The organism is Chthoniobacterales bacterium, assembly GCA_018883245.1.
Classification (GTDB): domain Bacteria; phylum Verrucomicrobiota; class Verrucomicrobiia; order Chthoniobacterales; family JACTMZ01; genus JACTMZ01.
Genome location: VEQL01000004.1, coordinates 1 through 15,837, shown reverse-complemented (window position 1 = coordinate 15,837; position 15,837 = coordinate 1). Strand labels below are relative to the sequence as shown.

Sequence of the window (15,837 nt, the reverse complement as noted above, 5' to 3'; positions counted from 1 at the left end):
AGCCTTTTCCCAAGGTTTGGACCACTTGCCATGTTCAGAAAATTTTTCGGACTTTTTTCGAGCGATATCGGAATCGATCTCGGAACGGCCAATACGCTCGTCTTCGTCCGCGACCAGGGCATCGTCCTGCGCGAACCGTCCGTTGTCGCCGTGCAAGCCGGCACCAACAAAGTGCTGGCCGTCGGCAACGAAGCCAAGCGCATGCTCGGCCGCACACCGGGCAACATCGTGGCCATCCGTCCGCTGAAAGACGGCGTGATCGCCGACTTTGAAATCACCGAGGCGATGCTCTCGCACCTGATCAGCAAAGCCCACGGAGGACGCCGCATGGTCCGGCCCCGCGTGGTTATCGCCGTTCCTTCGGGAATCACCGAGGTGGAGAAACGCGCGGTGAAAGATTCGGCCACCCACGCCGGTGCGCGCGAAGTTTATCTCATCGAAGAACCCATGGCCGCGGCGATCGGCGTCGGCCTGCCCATCCAGGAAGCCGCCGGCAATATGATCATCGACATAGGCGGCGGCACGACGGAAGTGGCCCTCATTTCCCTCGCCGGCATCGTCTTCAGCCGCAGCGTGCGCGTGGCGGGCGACGAGCTGGACGAAGCCATCGTCCAATACCTCAAGCGCAACTTCAACCTGGCCATCGGCGAGCGCACGGCCGAGGACATCAAAATCAAACTCGGTTCGGCCATCAAGTTGCCGAAGGAAACTTCCATGGAAGTCAAAGGCCGCGACCTTGTGGCCGGTCTTCCCAAAACCATCACCCTCACCTCGCAGGAAGTGCGCGAGGCTCTCGCCGAGCCGCTCAACAGCATCGTCGATGCGGTCCGCACCACGCTGGAGCGCTGCCCGCCCGAGTTGTCGTCCGACCTCGTGGATCGCGGCATGGTGCTCGCCGGCGGCGGAGCGCTGCTGCGCGGGCTTGACCAATTGCTGCGCGATGAAACGGGCCTTCCCGTCCACATCGCCGACGATCCCCTCAGTGCCGTGGCCGAAGGAACGGGCCGGGTGCTGAGCGAGATCGAGGTTCTCCGCAGCATCGCCCAGAGCAGCCTGCGCACAACCACCGCTTCTTGAGACGCGCCCTCCGCCTCCCGCGCGGAAACACGCAACAGAACCGATGAAAAAGTCGCACCTCATCCTCCTGGGAGCGGCGCTCCTCGTCGGCCTCGTGTTTCTCAGCCTCTCGACGCAATGCATGAAGTCGATGCAGGGGCGCTTCCTCGATGTTTCGACTCCCGCGCTGAAAGCGGGATCGGCGGTCTCCCAAAAAATCTCCAAGCTCAACAAGGGCCTCAAGACCCTCGACGAGTTGGAGGCCGACAACGCCCAGCTGTCCAGTGAGAACAACCAGCTCAAGGCGTCCAACCAGCTCCTCGGCGATTTGGAGGGCGAAAACAAACGCCTGCGCGCAGCCCTCGAATACCGCGAGCGCTCGGCCTTCCGTCTCCTCCCCGCTCAGGTGATCACGCGCGACGCCTCGAGTTGGTGGAGCACGCTGAAAATCAACCGCGGGTTCGCGGAGAAAGTGGACGCCGCGCAACCGGTCCTTACCGCCGAGGGTTTGGTCGGCCGCACCACCACCGTGGCCAAAGACATTTCGATCGTCATGCTCCTCACCGACGAAAACTGCAAAGTGGCCGCCCGGGTCGAAGGAACCAACGAGCAGGGCATCCTCACCGGCCGGCGTGTCACGGGCAACGCGCCACCCGAACTCGTGCTCAATTTTCTCAACCGCGACGCCAATCTCCAGCCGGGCATGAAAGTGTTCACGGCCGGCGTGAGCGGCGCCGTATTCCCCGCGGGTATCCTGCTGGGGACAGTCAAAGAATTCCGGACACGTGAACTTGACGGGCAGGCCGTGGTTGAACCCGCGGTGGATTTCTCCCGCTTGGAAGACGTGTTCGTGGTTCTCGGGACCAAATGATCCGCGGAATCATCCTTGTGCTCGCCGTTTACGCCGCCGTGGTGGCGCAGGAATTTTTGCCGTCGATCCCGTTTCTCGCCGGCGCACGTTTGCTCGTGGTCCCGGTGGTCTTCTGCTACGGGGCGCTCTGGATGCCCTTTCCGGCGATGCTGGGTTTCGCTCTCTACACCGGTTTGTTGAGCGATCTTTCGGTTCTGCACGTCGTGGGCGACCAAGTTGAAATCGGGCTTGGCTGGTCTATGCTCTTTTATGTTGTCGCCGGCACGTTTCTGCACGCAGCTCGCCCCCTTTTCCTCGAGGGCCGGTGGGAAGTTCACTGTCTCGGATCGGCGGCCGTGACTTTGGTTCTGCTGGTCGGTCAATACCTCATGGTGTGTCTCCGTCGCGGCTCTTTCCTCCTGGATGGCGCCGTGTTCTGGAACATCACCGGCCCCGCCCTGGCCGCGCTTTTTCTCGCGCCGCCGGTTTACTTCTTCTTCCAGCTCTTGCCCGAAGGCGCGTCCGGTCGCGTGCGCCGCGGGGGGCGCTTGAGCCCATGATCAGGCGATCCCACGAATTTCGTATCGCAGTGATCGCGGCAGTCGCCGCGGCGTGCTTTGCCCTGCTCGCCGGGAAACTCTGGTATGTGCAGGTCGCGCGCGGCGCAGAATACACCGCACGCATCCGCAGCAACTCGCAGGTGAGCGTGCGCCTGCCCGCGGTGCGCGGGGAAATACTGGACCGCGCGGGCGTCCCGCTGGCGCAGAACCGCGCCAGCAACGCGATCGAGTTCTATCTTCCCGACATGGTTCGGGAATACCGCACGCGATTCGGCGACGTGCCCAAACACACCTACCAGACGACTGTGGCGGGCATGATGACCGAAAAGAGCGAGCCCGACATCGTCAAGATTGTGAATGACACGGTCATGCCGCGCCTCGCGGAACTGGGGCTGGCGCGCGATTACAACGCCAATGCGTTGCGCATGCATTTCCGCAACAACACCGAGGTTCCCTACACCTACATGGAAGACCTCGATTTCGACACGATGGCGAAGTTCGCCGAGAACGACGTGGACCTCCCCGGTGTCAACGTGACCGTGCGCCCCGTGCGCCGATACGTTTACGGGGCGCTGGGTTCGCATTTCCTCGGCTACGTCGGCGCACCCAACGAGATCGACAAGGAAGAGGCCGCAAACTTCAACTTCTACCAGCCCGACACCGAGGGCAAAGCGCAGCTGGAGCTGGTGCTGGATTCGGATCTGCGAGGCACCGCCGGTTCGCGCGTGCTGCAGCGCAACGCCAAGGGTGTCATCGAGGGGGAAATCGCCAATGAGCCGCCGGTGCAGGGCAACGCCGTCCAGCTCACCATCGACGCGCGCATCCAATACATCACGGAGAAAGCCCTGCGTGCGGTCGGACGCGCCGCGGCGGTCGTGGTGGACCCGAACAACGGCGACATCCTTGCCATGGCCAGCGTGCCTTCGTTCGACCCGAATGCCTTCATTCCCGCGATCTCCGCCCCCGAATGGAACGAGCTGACCAACGACCCGACCGACCCCCTCATGAACCGCGCCACCAGCGCCTATGCCCCGGGATCGACTTTCAAAATACCCACCGCACTGGCCGGGCTGCGCGCTGGTGTCGGCGAACGGCGATTCAATTGCAGCGGCGGCGTGCAGTTCGGCGACAAGCTCATGAAGTGCTGGATCGCGGACAAGAACGGGGCCCACGGGACGCTCGGTCTCGAGCCGGCTATCCAGTTTTCCTGCAACGCGTTTTTTTACCAGTATGGCAATGCCGCCGGCATCGACCAGATAGACGCCGTGGGCAGCATGCTCGGCCTCGGACAAAAATCGGGACTTCCCCTCTCCGGCGAATCGGCCGGCATTCTGCCCGGCCCCGAATGGCTGCAGGCGAATTACCCCCGCGAGCGCTGGTCGCGCGGACAAACCGCCAACGTCTCGATCGGCCAAGGCTTCGTCCTCGCCACGCCGCTGCAGATGGCCATGATCGCGGCGGCGGTCGCCAACGGCGGAACCAGCTACTACCCCCGCTTGGTGGACAAAATCGTGGCACCCGACGGCACTGTGATCCGACAGGAACCCGTTAAAGTGCGCGCCAACCTTGCCGAGAACGGAATCGACGCGGAACATATCGAGATCGTGCGACGCGGCATGTGGGACGTGGTGAACCGCGGCGGCGGAACCGCGCCCGCAGCGCGCATCAAAAATTACGAAGTGGCCGGCAAAACCGGCACCGCGCAGTTCTGGCGCGGACGCGTCAAAGACAACCACACGTGGTTCATCTGCTTCGCGCCTTATGACAAACCCCGCTATGCCGTGGCCGTCATAGTCCAGGGTGCCCAGTCCGGCGGCGGGGTCGCCGCGCCCATCGCCTCGAAGATTCTCGCCGACATTTTCAAGATGGAAGAAGGCGAGTCGCTCGAGGTCGCCGCCCTCGAGCCGGCCAAGGGCAGCTTCCAGTTCGTTTCCGGCGTGGATTTCGGTCGCGCCATCCCCGCGGCTCTCGCGGCCGCTCCGCCCGAGGATATGACAGCCTCGGAGGGCGCGCCCACAGCCGCCGCCCCGACCGTCCGCCCCGTGGCCGATGCCGAGGGCACGGTGCAGAAGAAACCCAACATTTTCCAGCGCCTGTTCGGCGGCGGTAAGAAAAAAGAGAAACCCGAACCATCCCGGCAGCGCTGAAACCAAACTCACCCCACCTCTCAACACCATGATTGAAAAAGTCAAAAAACTCCTCGGGCTGCCCTCGAAATCCGGCGCCGGCGCCCGTCTCATCGTCAACGCCGAGAAACTTGAAAAGCGCGTGGCCGTGCTCGAAGACGGACAACTCGAGGAATACAACGTCGAGCGCGTCTCCGACCGCAATATCGTCGGCTCCATCTACAAGGGCCGCGTGAAAAATATCGAGCAGGGCCTCAAGGCCATGTTCGTCGATATCGGCTTCGAGAAAAACGCGTTCCTTCACTTTTGGGACGCCATCCCCGCCGCGCTCGACAGCGGCATCGAGGAAGTGCGCCGCAACAACGGCAAAAAGATCCCGAAGAAAATCACGGCGAAGGACATCCCGACGATCTACCCGCCGGGGTCCGATATCATGGTCCAAGTGAGCAAGGGGCCCATCGGCACCAAGGGACCGCGGATCACCACCAACATCAGCATGCCGGGACGCTATCTCGTCCTCATGCCCTTCAGCCCGCAGTGCGGCATCTCGCGCAAGATCGACGATCCGAAAGAACGCGAGCGGCTGCGCAAAATCCTCAACGAGCTGGAAATACCCGACGGGATGGGTGTGATCATCCGCACGGTCGGCGCCGGCCAGCGTTCGCGCTTCTTCGTCCGCGACCTGCATCTGCTTCTCGAACAATGGCAGGAGATCGAGAAAAACATGGAGTCTCAGCGCTCCCCCTACCAACTCTTCGAGGAACCCGATCTTGTCGAGCGCACCGTGCGCGATTTTCTCACCGAGGAAGTGGACGCCGTCGTTTGTGATGACCTTCCGTCCGTCGAGCGCATGCAGGAACTGGTGGCCCAAGTTTCCCCGCGCTCGAAAAAGCGCATCCAGTTTTACCAGGAAGAACAGCACATCTTCGACAAATACGGCGTCAACAAGCAGATCGAGAAAGCGTTCCACCGCCAAGTCTGGCTGCCTTGCGGCGGCTACATCGTCATTGACGAAACCGAGGCCCTGATTTCCGTGGACGTCAACACCGGCCGCAACAAAGGCGGCAAGGACGTCGAGAGAACCATCCTTCAGACCAACCTCGAGGCGGCGGACGAGATCGCGCGCCAGATGCGCCTGCGCAATATCGGCGGACTCATCGTCGCCGACTTTATCGACATGAAATCGCGCAAGGACCAGCAGGCCGTTTACCAGCGGATGAAGCAACGCCTCAAGCGCGACAAGGCGCGCACCCACGTGCTTCCCATCTCGCAACTCGGGCTCATGGAAATGACCCGCCAGCGCGCGGCCGAAAGCATGCGCATGTCGCAGTTCGACCCCTGCCCTTATTGCGAGGGTCGCGGCCTGATCAAGAACACCATGACCATGAGCGTGGAGCTCCAGCGTGCTCTGCACGCCGTGATGCGCAAGCACATCGACTCGATCCACGAGATCAAGGTCATCGTGAACCCCGACCTCCTCAACCGCCTGCGCACCGAGGACGAGGAGCTGCTCGTCGATATCGAGCGACGCTACGGCGGACGGCTCTCGTTCAAGCCCGAACCGGCCATGCACCGCGAGAAATTCGTCATCACCGATGCGACCAGCGGCACTGAGTTGTTCAAGATGTAACCGGCCAATGTGCCATCGGTCACCGCTGCGGTGATCGTGGGTGGCGCGTGAATCCGTCGCCGGAGAAAATAATCAGGGGCGCGCGGTAGTCAAGCCGCCGCCGCCCCGCTTCACCCCATCCTTTTCTACGCCATCAAGCGTGTTGCTGCCTCCCCTCCCCGCTGCTTGCGCAGCCAGACGGACAACAGCGCGATGTCCGCCGGAGTCACGCCACTGATGCGCGATGCTTGGCCGAGCGTCGCCGGACGAAGTTCGGCAAATTTTTGCCGCGATTCGTTGCGCAGCCCGGGAATGGACGCATAGTCCAAATCGGACGGCAACGCCTGTTCCTCCTGCCTTTTCTGCCGCGCGACAGAATCCAGTTCGCGACGGATATACCCTTCATATTTGAGGTCCGTTTCGACAAGTGTCCAAATATTCTCCGGCGCCAGAGCGCGCAGATCTTCGGGTAAGGCGGATACGAAATTTTCCGGACGTCGTATCCATTGGAAAATTGTAATATCTTCGTGGCGAAGAACTTGTAATTTGTTTTTCAAATTTTCAACCGCGTTGGCCTTGTCCTCGGTCTTTGCATACCGATCCGCCGAAATAAGGCCCGCTCCCCTCGCCTTTCCAGCGAGACGAAGGTCCGCATTGTCCTGCCTAAGCAGGAGACGGAACTCGGCCCGACTCGTGAACATCCGATAAGGCTCTTGGGTGCCGCGCGTGACCAAATCATCGATCAAAACCCCGATGTAGCCCTCGGAGCGTTCCACGTGGAACGGCGCTTTGCCGTCCAATTTCAGCGCGGCATTTGCCCCCGCCACCAAACCTTGGGCCGCAGCTTCCTCATAGCCCGATGTGCCGTTGATTTGTCCTGCCAAATAGAGCCCCCCAACCGCCTTGGTTTCGAGCGTTCGCTGAAGCTGGGTCGGCGGACAATAGTCATACTCCACCGCATAGCCGGCGCGCAGAATGTGGGCGTTTTCCAGCCCCGGAACGGAGCGTATGAACGCCAACTGGACCTCGAAAGGCAGGCTCGTGGAAACGCCGTTGACATAGTATTCGCCGGTTTGCCGACCTTCCGGTTCCAAGAAAAGTTGGTGCCGCTCTTTGTCGGCGAACCGCACGACCTTGTCCTCGATCGACGGACAATACCGCGGCCCAACACCCTCGATGATGCCCGCATACATTGGTGATTTGTCGAGGTTGGTGCGGATCAGGTCATGCGTTCGCTCGTTGGTGTAAGTGATCCAGCATGGCAATTGTTCCACATGGAACATCCCGTCCTTCCAACGGTTCAATGTGAAAGGATTGCCCGGTTCATCGCCCAACTCTTCGGGATAAAAACCGAATGTCGGCGGCGGCTCGTCGCCATCTTGACGCTGACATTTGGAAAAATCGATGGTCCGCCCGAGGATACGGCAAGGTGTTCCAGTCTTGAACCGTTCCGTGGCCAAGCCGATCTCGCGCAAGGAGTCGCTCAGCGTCGAAACTGCATCGCCCATGCGCCCGCCCGTCGTTTGCTGGAGTCCCACATGGAGCAGCCCGCGCATGAATGTCCCGGTAGTCACAACCACTGTCTTGGCGCGATAGCGGAGGCCGAGGTTCGTTTCGACCCCGGTCACGCAGTCGTCCTCGACGAGGATTCGCACCGCATTGCCTTGGAGCAGATGCAGGTTGGGGGAGTGTTCAAGGACCCACTTCAAGCGAAACTGGTATGCCTTCTTGTCGCACTGCGCCCTGGGCGCTTGGACGCTCGGACCCTTCCTCGCGTTGAGCATGCGGAACTGGATGCCCGTGGCATCCGTATTTTGAGCCATCACACCCCCCAAGGCATCGATCTCGCGGACCATGTGGCCTTTGGCCAGACCGCCAATGGCCGGATTGCACGACATCTGCCCGATCGTATCAAGATTCTGGGTTAGTATGCCGGTCTTTGCCCCCAAGCGCGCGGCAGCCAAGCCCGCCTCGACACCCGCATGGCCAGCACCCAAGACCAACACGTCGAAGACATCGGGGTATTCATAAATGCTCGCCATAGAGTTGGTGTTCCACGTGGAACGTTAAGCATGTCCCAATATGCCTTTGGAAGGGCGGGGGAGCAGCGCGGATAAACGAAAGCGCTCAATCCTGCCCTTGAAGTTCGCCAGCACGATTTCCAAATCGGGATTGAATTCGGCCAGCACTTGACGGCAGGCCCCGCAGGGCGAAATCGGTTCGTCGGTGTCCGCCACCACCACAATCTTGGAGAAGTCCCGGCAACCATCCGCCACCGCTGCGAAGACCGCGTTTCGCTCGGCACAGATCGTCAATCCATAGCTGATATTCTCCACATTGCACCCGGTGAAAATGTGGCCATCGCTTCCCACAAGCACCGCGCCGACTTGAAATCCGGAGTAGGGGGCATAAGCGGCTTTCGAAGCGCTGATAGCTTTCGCAACTAGTTCTTGGTCAGATGTTTGCATGCGTTTTTTGTCATTTGTGCTCATGGAGCCATCTCGCCCTCCAGATCCGCCAGGAAATTTCCGAAATTCATCAGCAGTGAAACACCCTGTCACTCTACCTACGGATGCCCAAAAAATCAGCGAAGAATTCATCGCATTCCTCAAGACGAAAAATCAGCGCGCCTCGGCCACGCTCAAGAACTTTCAACGCCGTTTCTCCTCGATAGGAAAGCGCTATTTCCCCGCGTCTTCCGTTTCGTTTCGCGTTGCCAAAGTTGCCGGATTCCTCCACATTTTTGGGACTCGTGCGGGTGCAAGTCTTGCCCCTGCAAATGACGTCAAGCCGTAACCAGCAACACCGACTTTTCAAGTGAGCGTAGCCCAAGCTGACAAGCCCAAGACCGGAGACAATCCGGTCGACTATGCCAAGGCCTCGATTAATGCCGGCCTTACGCTGGAGCAGAAACTCGGCTTCCTTCGTGACATGCTGCGCATCCGCCGGTTCGAGCAGGCCTCTCTCAAACTCTACCAGCAGGGAAAGATGGGTGGTTTCCTCCACCTGTATATCGGCCAGGAATCTGTTGCCGTGGGCACCTGTTCGCTCCTCGGACCGAACGATCACGCCATCACCGCTTACCGCGACCACGGGCATGCCTTGGTCGTCGGTATGTCGATGAACGAGTGCATGGCCGAATTGCTCGGCAAGGCCACCGGTTGCTCGAAAGGCAAGGGCGGCTCGATGCACTTTTTCGCGCCGGACAAAAACTATTGGGGCGGTCACGGCATCGTTGCCGGGCAAACCCCGCTCGGCTTGGGTATCGCCTACGCGCTCAAATACAAGGGACTCAAGGGTTGCTGCCTCACCTATCTCGGCGATGGCGCGGTCAACCAGGGCGTCTTCCACGAGTCTCTCAACCTCGCCGCGCTCTGGAATATCCCGGTGGTCTATGTCATAGAGAACAACCAGTATTCGATGGGCACCAGCCTCGCGCGTTCCTCCGCGATCAAAGCCTGCCTCGCTGAACGCGCCGAGGCCTACGCCATGGATTGGGACATCGTCAACGGGGAGAATCTTTACGAAGTGCGGGCCAAGACGTTCGACGCCATGGAGCGCGCTCGCGAAAAGTGCCGGCCGAGCATTCTCGAGATCGATACCTACCGCTACTACGGACACTCGGTAGCCGACGCCAATGCCAAGGTTTACCGCAAGGCCGAAGAAATCGAATTCTACAAGCAGAACCATGACCCGATCATGCTCTGGGAAAAGCGGCTCAAGGATGAAGGTGTCGCCGATGATGCGCTGATCGAAAAAATCGACAACGAGGCCAAGGCCGAAGCCGCCGCCTCCGTGGCTTTTGCCGAAGACAGCCCGTTCCCCGAACTCGAGGACATTTTCACCGACATCTACCACGAGGTCGACATGGGCACGGAGGCCGGCCGCACCGGGCGGCATTTCTTCAACGACTAGCCCCGCCCCGACTTAATCCTTCTTACTTGTAATTTTCCCGCGATGCCTGTCATCACCTACCGCCAAGCCCTCAACGACGCCCTCTCCGAGGAACTCACCCGCGACGAAAACGTCGTCATCATGGGCGAGGAAGTGGCCGAATACAACGGCGCCTACAAGATCACCGAGGGCCTTTGGAAAAAATTCGGCAGCAAGCGCGTGGTGGACACACCGATCAGCGAGGCAGGCTTCATCGGCCTCGGGGTGGGGGCGGCCATGATGGGCATGCGCCCCGTGATGGAACTCATGTTCTGGAGCTTCGCCTACGTGGCATTCGACCAGATCATCAACAACGCCGGCTGCGTGCGCTACATGTCCGGCGGCCTCATCAATCTTCCGCTCGTCATCCGCGGGCCCGCCAACGGAGGCACCAATGTCGGCGCCACGCATTCGCACACGCCGGAAAATTTCCTCGCCAATACACCCGGACTCAAAGTCGTCTGCCCCGCTACGCCTTATGACGCGAAAGGGCTGATGAAAACCGCCATCCGCGACAACGACCCTGTTTGCTTCATGGAGAACACGCTGCTCTACGGCGACCAAGGCGAGGTTCCGGAGGAAGAATATCTCATTCCTCTCGGCGTGGCGGACATCAAGCGCGAGGGCGCCGACGTTTCGCTTATCGGACACGGACGTGCCGTCATCACCGCACTCAACGCCGCGCACCGTCTCGCCGAGGAGTTCGATATTTCCGCCGAGGTCATTGATCTCCGGTCGATCCGTCCTCTCGACGAGGAAACCATCCTCGACAGCGTGCGCAAAACGCACCGCGCCGTGCTCGTGGACGAAAACAAGCCCTTCTGCGGCGTATCCTCGCAAATCGCCACGTTGATCCAGGAAAAAGCCTTCGACGATCTCGACGCTCCCGTCCAACGCGTCTGCTCGCTCGACGCTCCCGCGATCTACAGCCCGCCTGTCGAGGCACTTCAGCTGCCGACCGTCGATCGCATCATTCAAAAAGTTTTAGCCATCTCATAACCAGTCGGCGCGGGCGTCGCGCCCATGTCTTTTCAAAGCTTCACCTTCCACTTTTAACTTTTCACCTTCCCGCCATGCCTGTTGTCACCATGCCCAAACTCAGCGACACGATGCTCGAGGGAACCCTCGTCAAGTGGCGCAAAAAGAAAGGTGACAAGGTCGATGTCGGCGACATCCTGGCCGAGGTAGAAACCGACAAAGCCACCATGGAGATGGAGGCCTTCGATGACGGCACAATCACCGAGATTTATGTCGATGAAGGCGCGATCATCAAAGTCGGAGACCGCATCGCGCTGATTCTCGGTGCCGGCGAAACAGCCGAGAGCGCACAGAAAAAGTTGGAAGCCGCGCCGGCGGAAAAGGCCAAAGCGGATGCCAACGCACACAAGCCGGTCGACCATCCGGTCAAAGCGCCGGCACCGCGGCTGCACGGACCGCTTGGAAGTGCGGCCAAATCCGCATCGGCCAAAACATCCGGCCGTGTCAAAGCTTCTCCGCTCGCCCGCAAAATCGCCGCTGCCCGCGGTGTCGATTTGACCGTGATTTCCGGAACGGGTCCGGCCGGGCGCATCGTCAAACGCGATGTGGAAAATGCACCCGCAGGCGGGACGAGGGGAGTTGCTGCTTGTTCCGCCGCGCCCACGATCCGCGCCGCCCGCGGAATCGCCGGAGAGGAAAAGACGATCGCGCTCACCGGGATGCGCAAGACGATCGCCGAGCGCCTCCTCGCCAGCAAAACTCAGATTCCGCACTTTTACCTGAGCGTTGCGATGGATGGCGGACCGCTTATGGCCTTGCGCGCGGAACTCAACGTCATGGCGGAAAAAGAGGGCGGACAAAAACTCACCGTCAACGACTTCATCTTGCTCGCTGCCGCCCGTGCAGCCGCCGCCGTGCCGAAGATCAACGCCGCCTACGATGGCGATGTCATCATCGAATACGCCGATGTGAACCTCGCCGTCGCCGTGGCCGTTGATGACGGCCTCATCACCCCGGTGATCCGCAAAGCCAACACGCTTTCTTTGCGCGAAATCAGCGCGGCCATGAAGGAACTCGCCGCCAAGGCGCGCGGCAAAAAACTCAAGCCCGAGGAATACCAGGGCGGAACCATTACCCTTTCCAGCTTGGGTGGTTTCGGCATCGACGATTTCATGCCGATCATCAATCCGCCGCAGGCGTTCATCCTCGGGGTAGGGGCGATCACCAAACAACCGGTCATCGATGAACACGAACAAGTTGTCGCCGGTCACCGTCTCGTCATCTCCGCCAGTGGCGATCACCGTGTCATAGACGGTGCCGTTGCGGCGGACTACATGAACACCCTCCGCCGCCTTGTCGAGAAACCTGCGCTGCTGCTCCTCTGACGTTTGGCTTTCGTGCACAGTTCGGATGTTTCGGGCTCTTTCGCTGAACCGAAGGTAGCCCTTAGGTAAAACTGAACACTGAGCCGGGTTTTCGAGACAGGCGTTAGCCAACACTGCCAACTGTGCTTTTAGCACTAAATAAACCCCACGGCGTGCTCTCGCAATTCACGCCCGATCACCCCGGACAACGCACGCTCGCCGAATTCGGTTTCCCCAGAGGCGTTTATCCGCTCGGCCGCCTTGACCGTGACAGCGAGGGTTTGCTGCTTCTCACCGATGAGCCCGGATTGAACACGCGGCTGCTTGATCCACGGCACGCGCACCCGCGAACCTATTGGGCGCAAGTAGAGGGAACAATCAACGAGCCGGCGCTTCAGATTCTGCGTTCAGGGGTTGTTATAGAGGGACAACGGACGCTGCCCGCCAAAGCGACAACGATCGCTCCGGATCTTCCCCCGCGTATTCCTCCGATACGCTTCCGCAAGAATGTCCCCACATCGTGGATCGAACTTGAGCTCACCGAAGGCCGCAATCGGCAGGTGCGAAAAATGACCGCCGCCGCCGGTTTTCCCACATTGCGATTGGTTCGTGTCCGTATAGGTCGTTTCAAACTTCCCGCAAGTCTTGCCCCCGGCCAATGGCGGGAACTGGACATCGACGAACGCAACGCAGTCTTTGCATGACTTCCAGCACAGGCCTTTGACCCGAAGCCGCTGAATTTGTGCCATTGGACAGCCATAGATGGATCGCCTCCGAAAGTGGGTTGCGCCGACTGGAAATCCATCCACCGCTTGCTCAAAACCAACATCTGGCTATTCTGGCCATATGAAAACCGCCAGCGTTTCTGACCTTAAAAATAATCTGTCTGCCCGGCTCAAATTGGTCATCGCCGGCGAACCGCTGGTCATCACGGACCACCGCAAACCGGTAGCCGTGGTCTATCCGATTGAACAGGAACTTATGGATGAACATGTGCGCTCTCTTGTTGCCGAAGGCCTCGTCTATCCGCCGCGGAAGCATGGCAAACTCGATGTAAAATCCTTCCTCGAGTTGCCCAAAGCCGAGTGCAATGCAGCTCTCACTCAGGCCATCTTGGAGGAGCGCAGCGAAGACCGATGAAGTTTTGGGATTCCTCCGCCATCATACCCCTGCTGGTGCCTGAGGCTGACTCCGCCAGGCGTGAGCAGCAGCTTTTGGATGATCCCGATATGATTGTGTGGTTCGGAAGTTTGGCAGAGGTGGAGTCTTCGCTCAGTCGCCGCTTGCGTGAGCACGAGATGACATCAATAGACGAATCCAGAGCGCGTCAGCATATGGAAAAACTGACGACGCATTGGATCGAGGTCGCCCCCACGCGCGAAGTCCGCAGTCGGGCGATCCGCCTGCTGCGCGTCCACCCTCTTCGTGCAGCCGATGCTTTCCAGCTAGCCGCCGCACTCATCTTTTGTCGCGAGCAACCGGAGACGTTTTCTTTTCTCACCGCCGATCAACGTCTGCGATCCGCCGCCATCGCCGAAGGATTTATATCCCAGTAATAGACCAATGCGGGTATTTTCCTAATCGATAGCCGTGATTTGCATTTCTCTACGGATTTCATTTTTTATTGAAGCCTCCGAAGCAGCGGTTATCATCACTGCTTCTGATGCCAGTTCTTGAAGCAGCCCCGCCAAAGCGCAAGCGATCCGATCTGACGCTGCTCGAGGTGGAGTCGATCGAAATGTTCATCAATCTCCTCCGGCTGTTGGGCTGGCCGAAATCAGTCGGGGAAATCTACGGGCTCCTCTTCGTCGCCAGCACACCCTTGGCGATGGATGACATCATGGCCCGGCTGGGAATCAGCCTCGGCGCCGCCAGTCAAGGGCTCAAATTGCTGCGCGAATTCGGTGCCGTTCGGGTGACCTACCAACCGGGCGCACGCAAGGATTACTATGTGGCGAGCGGCGAACTCAGCCGATTCGCCACCTCGTTCATCGAAGACGAACTCCTACCCCGAATGCAAACCGCACAGGAACGCATCGAGCGCATGAAGACGATGATGATCGACCTTCCCGCTCCCGAGCGGCAAACACCCGCGGAGCGTATCGAGCGCCTCGAATACTGGCTCGATAAGGGACAAAAAGTTCTGCCTTGGATCATGCGCTTTTTGAAACTTTAGGGAGAGATTTTCACGCTTTTCCGACCCGACGCGGAAAAGTGCTCAGCACGAAATGTCGGAAGCCCACAACTTGATTAAGCCTGGTCCTGCGGAGCCCTCCGCCGCGACCAAGGGCGGCAGCTTGCCTGCATACAATGAGGGCATCATCGCCGAATACTTTGCCAACTGAGAGAACGGCATCTGCCTAAGTGCCTGTTTTGGATCCGGCCACAGCTTCTGTTGAGGAAACCGACGAGTGGATTCTGGCCATGGGTGGTCAGCGACTCACTGCGGAGGAGTTGCGCGTCGTCGCGCGCGAAGTTCGTTGGGCCGATGTGCCGGGTGAACTTCTCCGCTCCGCTTGACCACATGTTTTGCAATGGTATTTTGGACGCATGAAACGCCCTGTTCGAGTATCGTCGCTGCCTGGCGGCAAGATCTCGGTGGTCTTTTCAGACGGTTTGGAGGGTGTGATCGATATGTCCTGCTCTGTTGGTCGCGGGGTCTTTGCGCCTCTTGCGGATCCGCAGGTTTTTGCCGGTGTGCATATCGGTGATCATGGGCAGATCGCTTGGAGCGAAGATATAGAGATTTGCCCGGATGCCGCTTACCTTGAGGTTGTTGAGCTGAACGCCCGACAACCGGTCCATGCTTGAGGTCAGCCGGTTTTACGGAATCGTCATCCGGTTCTACTACCGCGAGCACCCTCAGGAACACTTTCATGCGATTTACGGCGGGCATGAAGCCTTGATTGAAATTCATACTGGTCGCATTCACGAGGGACATCTTCCGCCGAAGGCCTTGCAGTTGGTCAACGAATGGAGGCGATTACACCTTGAGGAACTTATCGAAACATGGCATCGCAGTCGCGAGGAGTTACCTCTCAAATCGATCGAGCCGCTCGAATGACTACTGAGCGCAAAAATGACTCGCCGCGATACGCTTATAGCGTTCCGATGCCGACGTATTGCCAAAGCGCAATCCCCGCTCTCCGCTCCATGCGCGGCTGACAGCCGCCTCATCTCTTGACATTTCCGAGCAATTGTGAGCATATTTGAGCATGGCCTCAGAGAACATACTGTTCCGCACAAGGGTGCCGGCGCGCCGCCTTCGGAAAGCCGAGAAGATTCTCGATCGCTTGGGCCTCAAGCCCGGTGATGCCTTCAACATGCTGCTGGCCCAGATCGAACTCCGCAACGGCGTGCC

18 protein-coding genes are annotated in these 15,837 nt (G+C 59.6%); 16 read left to right on the top strand and 2 right to left on the bottom strand.

Going from position 1 to position 15,837, the window contains the following annotated elements; translation table 11 throughout:
* Positions 1-30: 30 nt before the first annotated feature.
* The 5 genes from FGM15_02255 to FGM15_02235 are packed head-to-tail and all read left to right on the top strand — an operon-like array spanning position 31 to position 6,222.
* Positions 31-1,077, top strand: a complete 1,047-nt coding sequence (locus tag FGM15_02255; protein ID MBU3664690.1) for a rod shape-determining protein — start codon at positions 31-33, stop codon at positions 1,075-1,077.
* A gap of 43 nt (positions 1,078-1,120) precedes the next feature.
* Positions 1,121-1,927 (top strand): rod shape-determining protein MreC, encoded by an 807-nt coding sequence (mreC, locus tag FGM15_02250; protein ID MBU3664689.1) that lies wholly within the window; start codon positions 1,121-1,123, stop codon positions 1,925-1,927.
* The gene (locus FGM15_02245; GenBank protein ID MBU3664688.1) at positions 1,924-2,466 is read left to right on the top strand and encodes a hypothetical protein; all 543 of its coding nucleotides are present in this window, start codon (positions 1,924-1,926) and stop codon (positions 2,464-2,466) included. Before mreC ends, FGM15_02245 begins: the two co-directional genes overlap by 4 nt.
* Positions 2,463-4,613 (top strand): penicillin-binding protein 2, encoded by a 2,151-nt coding sequence (gene mrdA / locus FGM15_02240; protein MBU3664687.1) that lies wholly within the window; start codon positions 2,463-2,465, stop codon positions 4,611-4,613. Before FGM15_02245 ends, mrdA begins: the two co-directional genes overlap by 4 nt.
* A 28-nt stretch (positions 4,614-4,641) precedes the next feature.
* Positions 4,642-6,222 (top strand): Rne/Rng family ribonuclease, encoded by a 1,581-nt coding sequence (locus FGM15_02235; GenBank protein ID MBU3664686.1) that lies wholly within the window; start codon positions 4,642-4,644, stop codon positions 6,220-6,222.
* 125 nt (positions 6,223-6,347) lie between these two features.
* Here the strand turns inward: FGM15_02235 and mnmG are convergent, their stop codons facing one another.
* Together mnmG and FGM15_02225 are read right to left on the bottom strand one after the other, a co-directional pair.
* Entirely contained in the window at positions 6,348-8,243 is a 1,896-nt protein-coding gene (gene mnmG, locus FGM15_02230) for a tRNA uridine-5-carboxymethylaminomethyl(34) synthesis enzyme MnmG (protein MBU3664685.1), read from the bottom strand.
* Between the two features lie 24 nt (positions 8,244-8,267).
* Positions 8,268-8,693, bottom strand: coding sequence for a cytidine deaminase (locus tag FGM15_02225; GenBank protein ID MBU3664684.1), 426 nt, complete (start codon positions 8,691-8,693; stop codon positions 8,268-8,270).
* A gap of 52 nt (positions 8,694-8,745) precedes the next feature.
* Here FGM15_02225 and FGM15_02220 point away from each other — a divergent pair, with 52 nt between their 5' ends.
* The 11 genes from FGM15_02220 to FGM15_02170 all read left to right on the top strand — a co-directional run.
* The gene (locus tag FGM15_02220) at positions 8,746-8,997 is read left to right on the top strand and encodes a hypothetical protein (protein ID MBU3664683.1); all 252 of its coding nucleotides are present in this window, start codon (positions 8,746-8,748) and stop codon (positions 8,995-8,997) included.
* Positions 8,998-9,132: 135 nt separating this feature from the next.
* A complete protein-coding gene (locus tag FGM15_02215) occupies positions 9,133-10,116 on the top strand; it encodes a pyruvate dehydrogenase (acetyl-transferring) E1 component subunit alpha (protein ID MBU3664682.1) in 984 nt (327 codons plus the stop codon).
* A 42-nt stretch (positions 10,117-10,158) separates the two neighbouring features.
* Positions 10,159-11,133, top strand: a complete 975-nt coding sequence (locus FGM15_02210) for an alpha-ketoacid dehydrogenase subunit beta (GenBank protein MBU3664681.1) — start codon at positions 10,159-10,161, stop codon at positions 11,131-11,133.
* Between the two features lie 74 nt (positions 11,134-11,207).
* A complete protein-coding gene (locus FGM15_02205; GenBank protein ID MBU3664680.1) occupies positions 11,208-12,497 on the top strand; it encodes a 2-oxo acid dehydrogenase subunit E2 in 1,290 nt (429 codons plus the stop codon).
* A gap of 122 nt (positions 12,498-12,619) precedes the next feature.
* Positions 12,620-13,180 carry a pseudouridine synthase gene (locus FGM15_02200; protein ID MBU3664679.1) on the top strand — a complete coding sequence of 187 codons (561 nt, stop codon included), beginning with the start codon at positions 12,620-12,622 and terminating at the stop codon, positions 13,178-13,180.
* Between the two features lie 58 nt (positions 13,181-13,238).
* On the top strand, positions 13,239-13,616 hold the full coding sequence (locus FGM15_02195; GenBank protein ID MBU3664678.1) for a type II toxin-antitoxin system Phd/YefM family antitoxin: 378 nt from the start codon (positions 13,239-13,241) through the stop codon (positions 13,614-13,616).
* Positions 13,613-14,032 carry a type II toxin-antitoxin system VapC family toxin gene (locus tag FGM15_02190; GenBank protein MBU3664677.1) on the top strand — a complete coding sequence of 140 codons (420 nt, stop codon included), beginning with the start codon at positions 13,613-13,615 and terminating at the stop codon, positions 14,030-14,032. Before FGM15_02195 ends, FGM15_02190 begins: the two co-directional genes overlap by 4 nt.
* Before the next feature lie 107 nt (positions 14,033-14,139).
* Positions 14,140-14,652: a hypothetical protein gene (locus tag FGM15_02185; protein ID MBU3664676.1), complete on the top strand. Its 513-nt coding sequence runs from the start codon at positions 14,140-14,142 to the stop codon at positions 14,650-14,652.
* Positions 14,653-15,026: 374 nt separating this feature from the next.
* Positions 15,027-15,287 (top strand): DUF2442 domain-containing protein, encoded by a 261-nt coding sequence (locus FGM15_02180; protein MBU3664675.1) that lies wholly within the window; start codon positions 15,027-15,029, stop codon positions 15,285-15,287.
* Positions 15,280-15,540 (top strand): DUF4160 domain-containing protein, encoded by a 261-nt coding sequence (locus tag FGM15_02175; GenBank protein MBU3664674.1) that lies wholly within the window; start codon positions 15,280-15,282, stop codon positions 15,538-15,540. The genes FGM15_02180 and FGM15_02175 overlap by 8 nt, the downstream gene beginning before the upstream one ends.
* A 151-nt stretch (positions 15,541-15,691) precedes the next feature.
* Positions 15,692-15,837 (top strand): damage-inducible protein J (locus FGM15_02170; GenBank protein MBU3664673.1); only part of this gene is annotated, 146 nt, incomplete at its 3' end.

Bases quoted from the DNA above. Each gene is read 5' to 3' on its own strand.
- FGM15_02245 (MBU3664688.1), top strand. From the start codon at position 1,924: ATGATCCGCGGAATCATCCTTGTGCTCGCCGTTTACGCCGCCGTGGTG.
- FGM15_02210 (MBU3664681.1), top strand. From the start codon at position 10,159: ATGCCTGTCATCACCTACCGCCAAGCCCTCAACGACGCCCTCTCCGAG.
- FGM15_02195 (MBU3664678.1), top strand. From the start codon at position 13,239: ATGGATCGCCTCCGAAAGTGGGTTGCGCCGACTGGAAATCCATCCACC.
- mreC (MBU3664689.1), top strand. From the start codon at position 1,121: ATGAAAAAGTCGCACCTCATCCTCCTGGGAGCGGCGCTCCTCGTCGGC.
- FGM15_02235 (MBU3664686.1), top strand. From the start codon at position 4,642: ATGATTGAAAAAGTCAAAAAACTCCTCGGGCTGCCCTCGAAATCCGGC.
- FGM15_02255 (MBU3664690.1), top strand. From the start codon at position 31: ATGTTCAGAAAATTTTTCGGACTTTTTTCGAGCGATATCGGAATCGAT.
- FGM15_02225 (MBU3664684.1), bottom strand. From the start codon at position 8,693: ATGAGCACAAATGACAAAAAACGCATGCAAACATCTGACCAAGAACTA.
- FGM15_02185 (MBU3664676.1), top strand. From the start codon at position 14,140: ATGCCAGTTCTTGAAGCAGCCCCGCCAAAGCGCAAGCGATCCGATCTG.
- FGM15_02215 (MBU3664682.1), top strand. From the start codon at position 9,133: ATGCTGCGCATCCGCCGGTTCGAGCAGGCCTCTCTCAAACTCTACCAG.
- FGM15_02205 (MBU3664680.1), top strand. From the start codon at position 11,208: ATGCCTGTTGTCACCATGCCCAAACTCAGCGACACGATGCTCGAGGGA.
- FGM15_02180 (MBU3664675.1), top strand. From the start codon at position 15,027: ATGAAACGCCCTGTTCGAGTATCGTCGCTGCCTGGCGGCAAGATCTCG.
- FGM15_02190 (MBU3664677.1), top strand. From the start codon at position 13,613: ATGAAGTTTTGGGATTCCTCCGCCATCATACCCCTGCTGGTGCCTGAG.
- mrdA (MBU3664687.1), top strand. From the start codon at position 2,463: ATGATCAGGCGATCCCACGAATTTCGTATCGCAGTGATCGCGGCAGTC.
- FGM15_02175 (MBU3664674.1), top strand. From the start codon at position 15,280: ATGCTTGAGGTCAGCCGGTTTTACGGAATCGTCATCCGGTTCTACTAC.
- mnmG (MBU3664685.1), bottom strand. From the start codon at position 8,243: ATGGCGAGCATTTATGAATACCCCGATGTCTTCGACGTGTTGGTCTTG.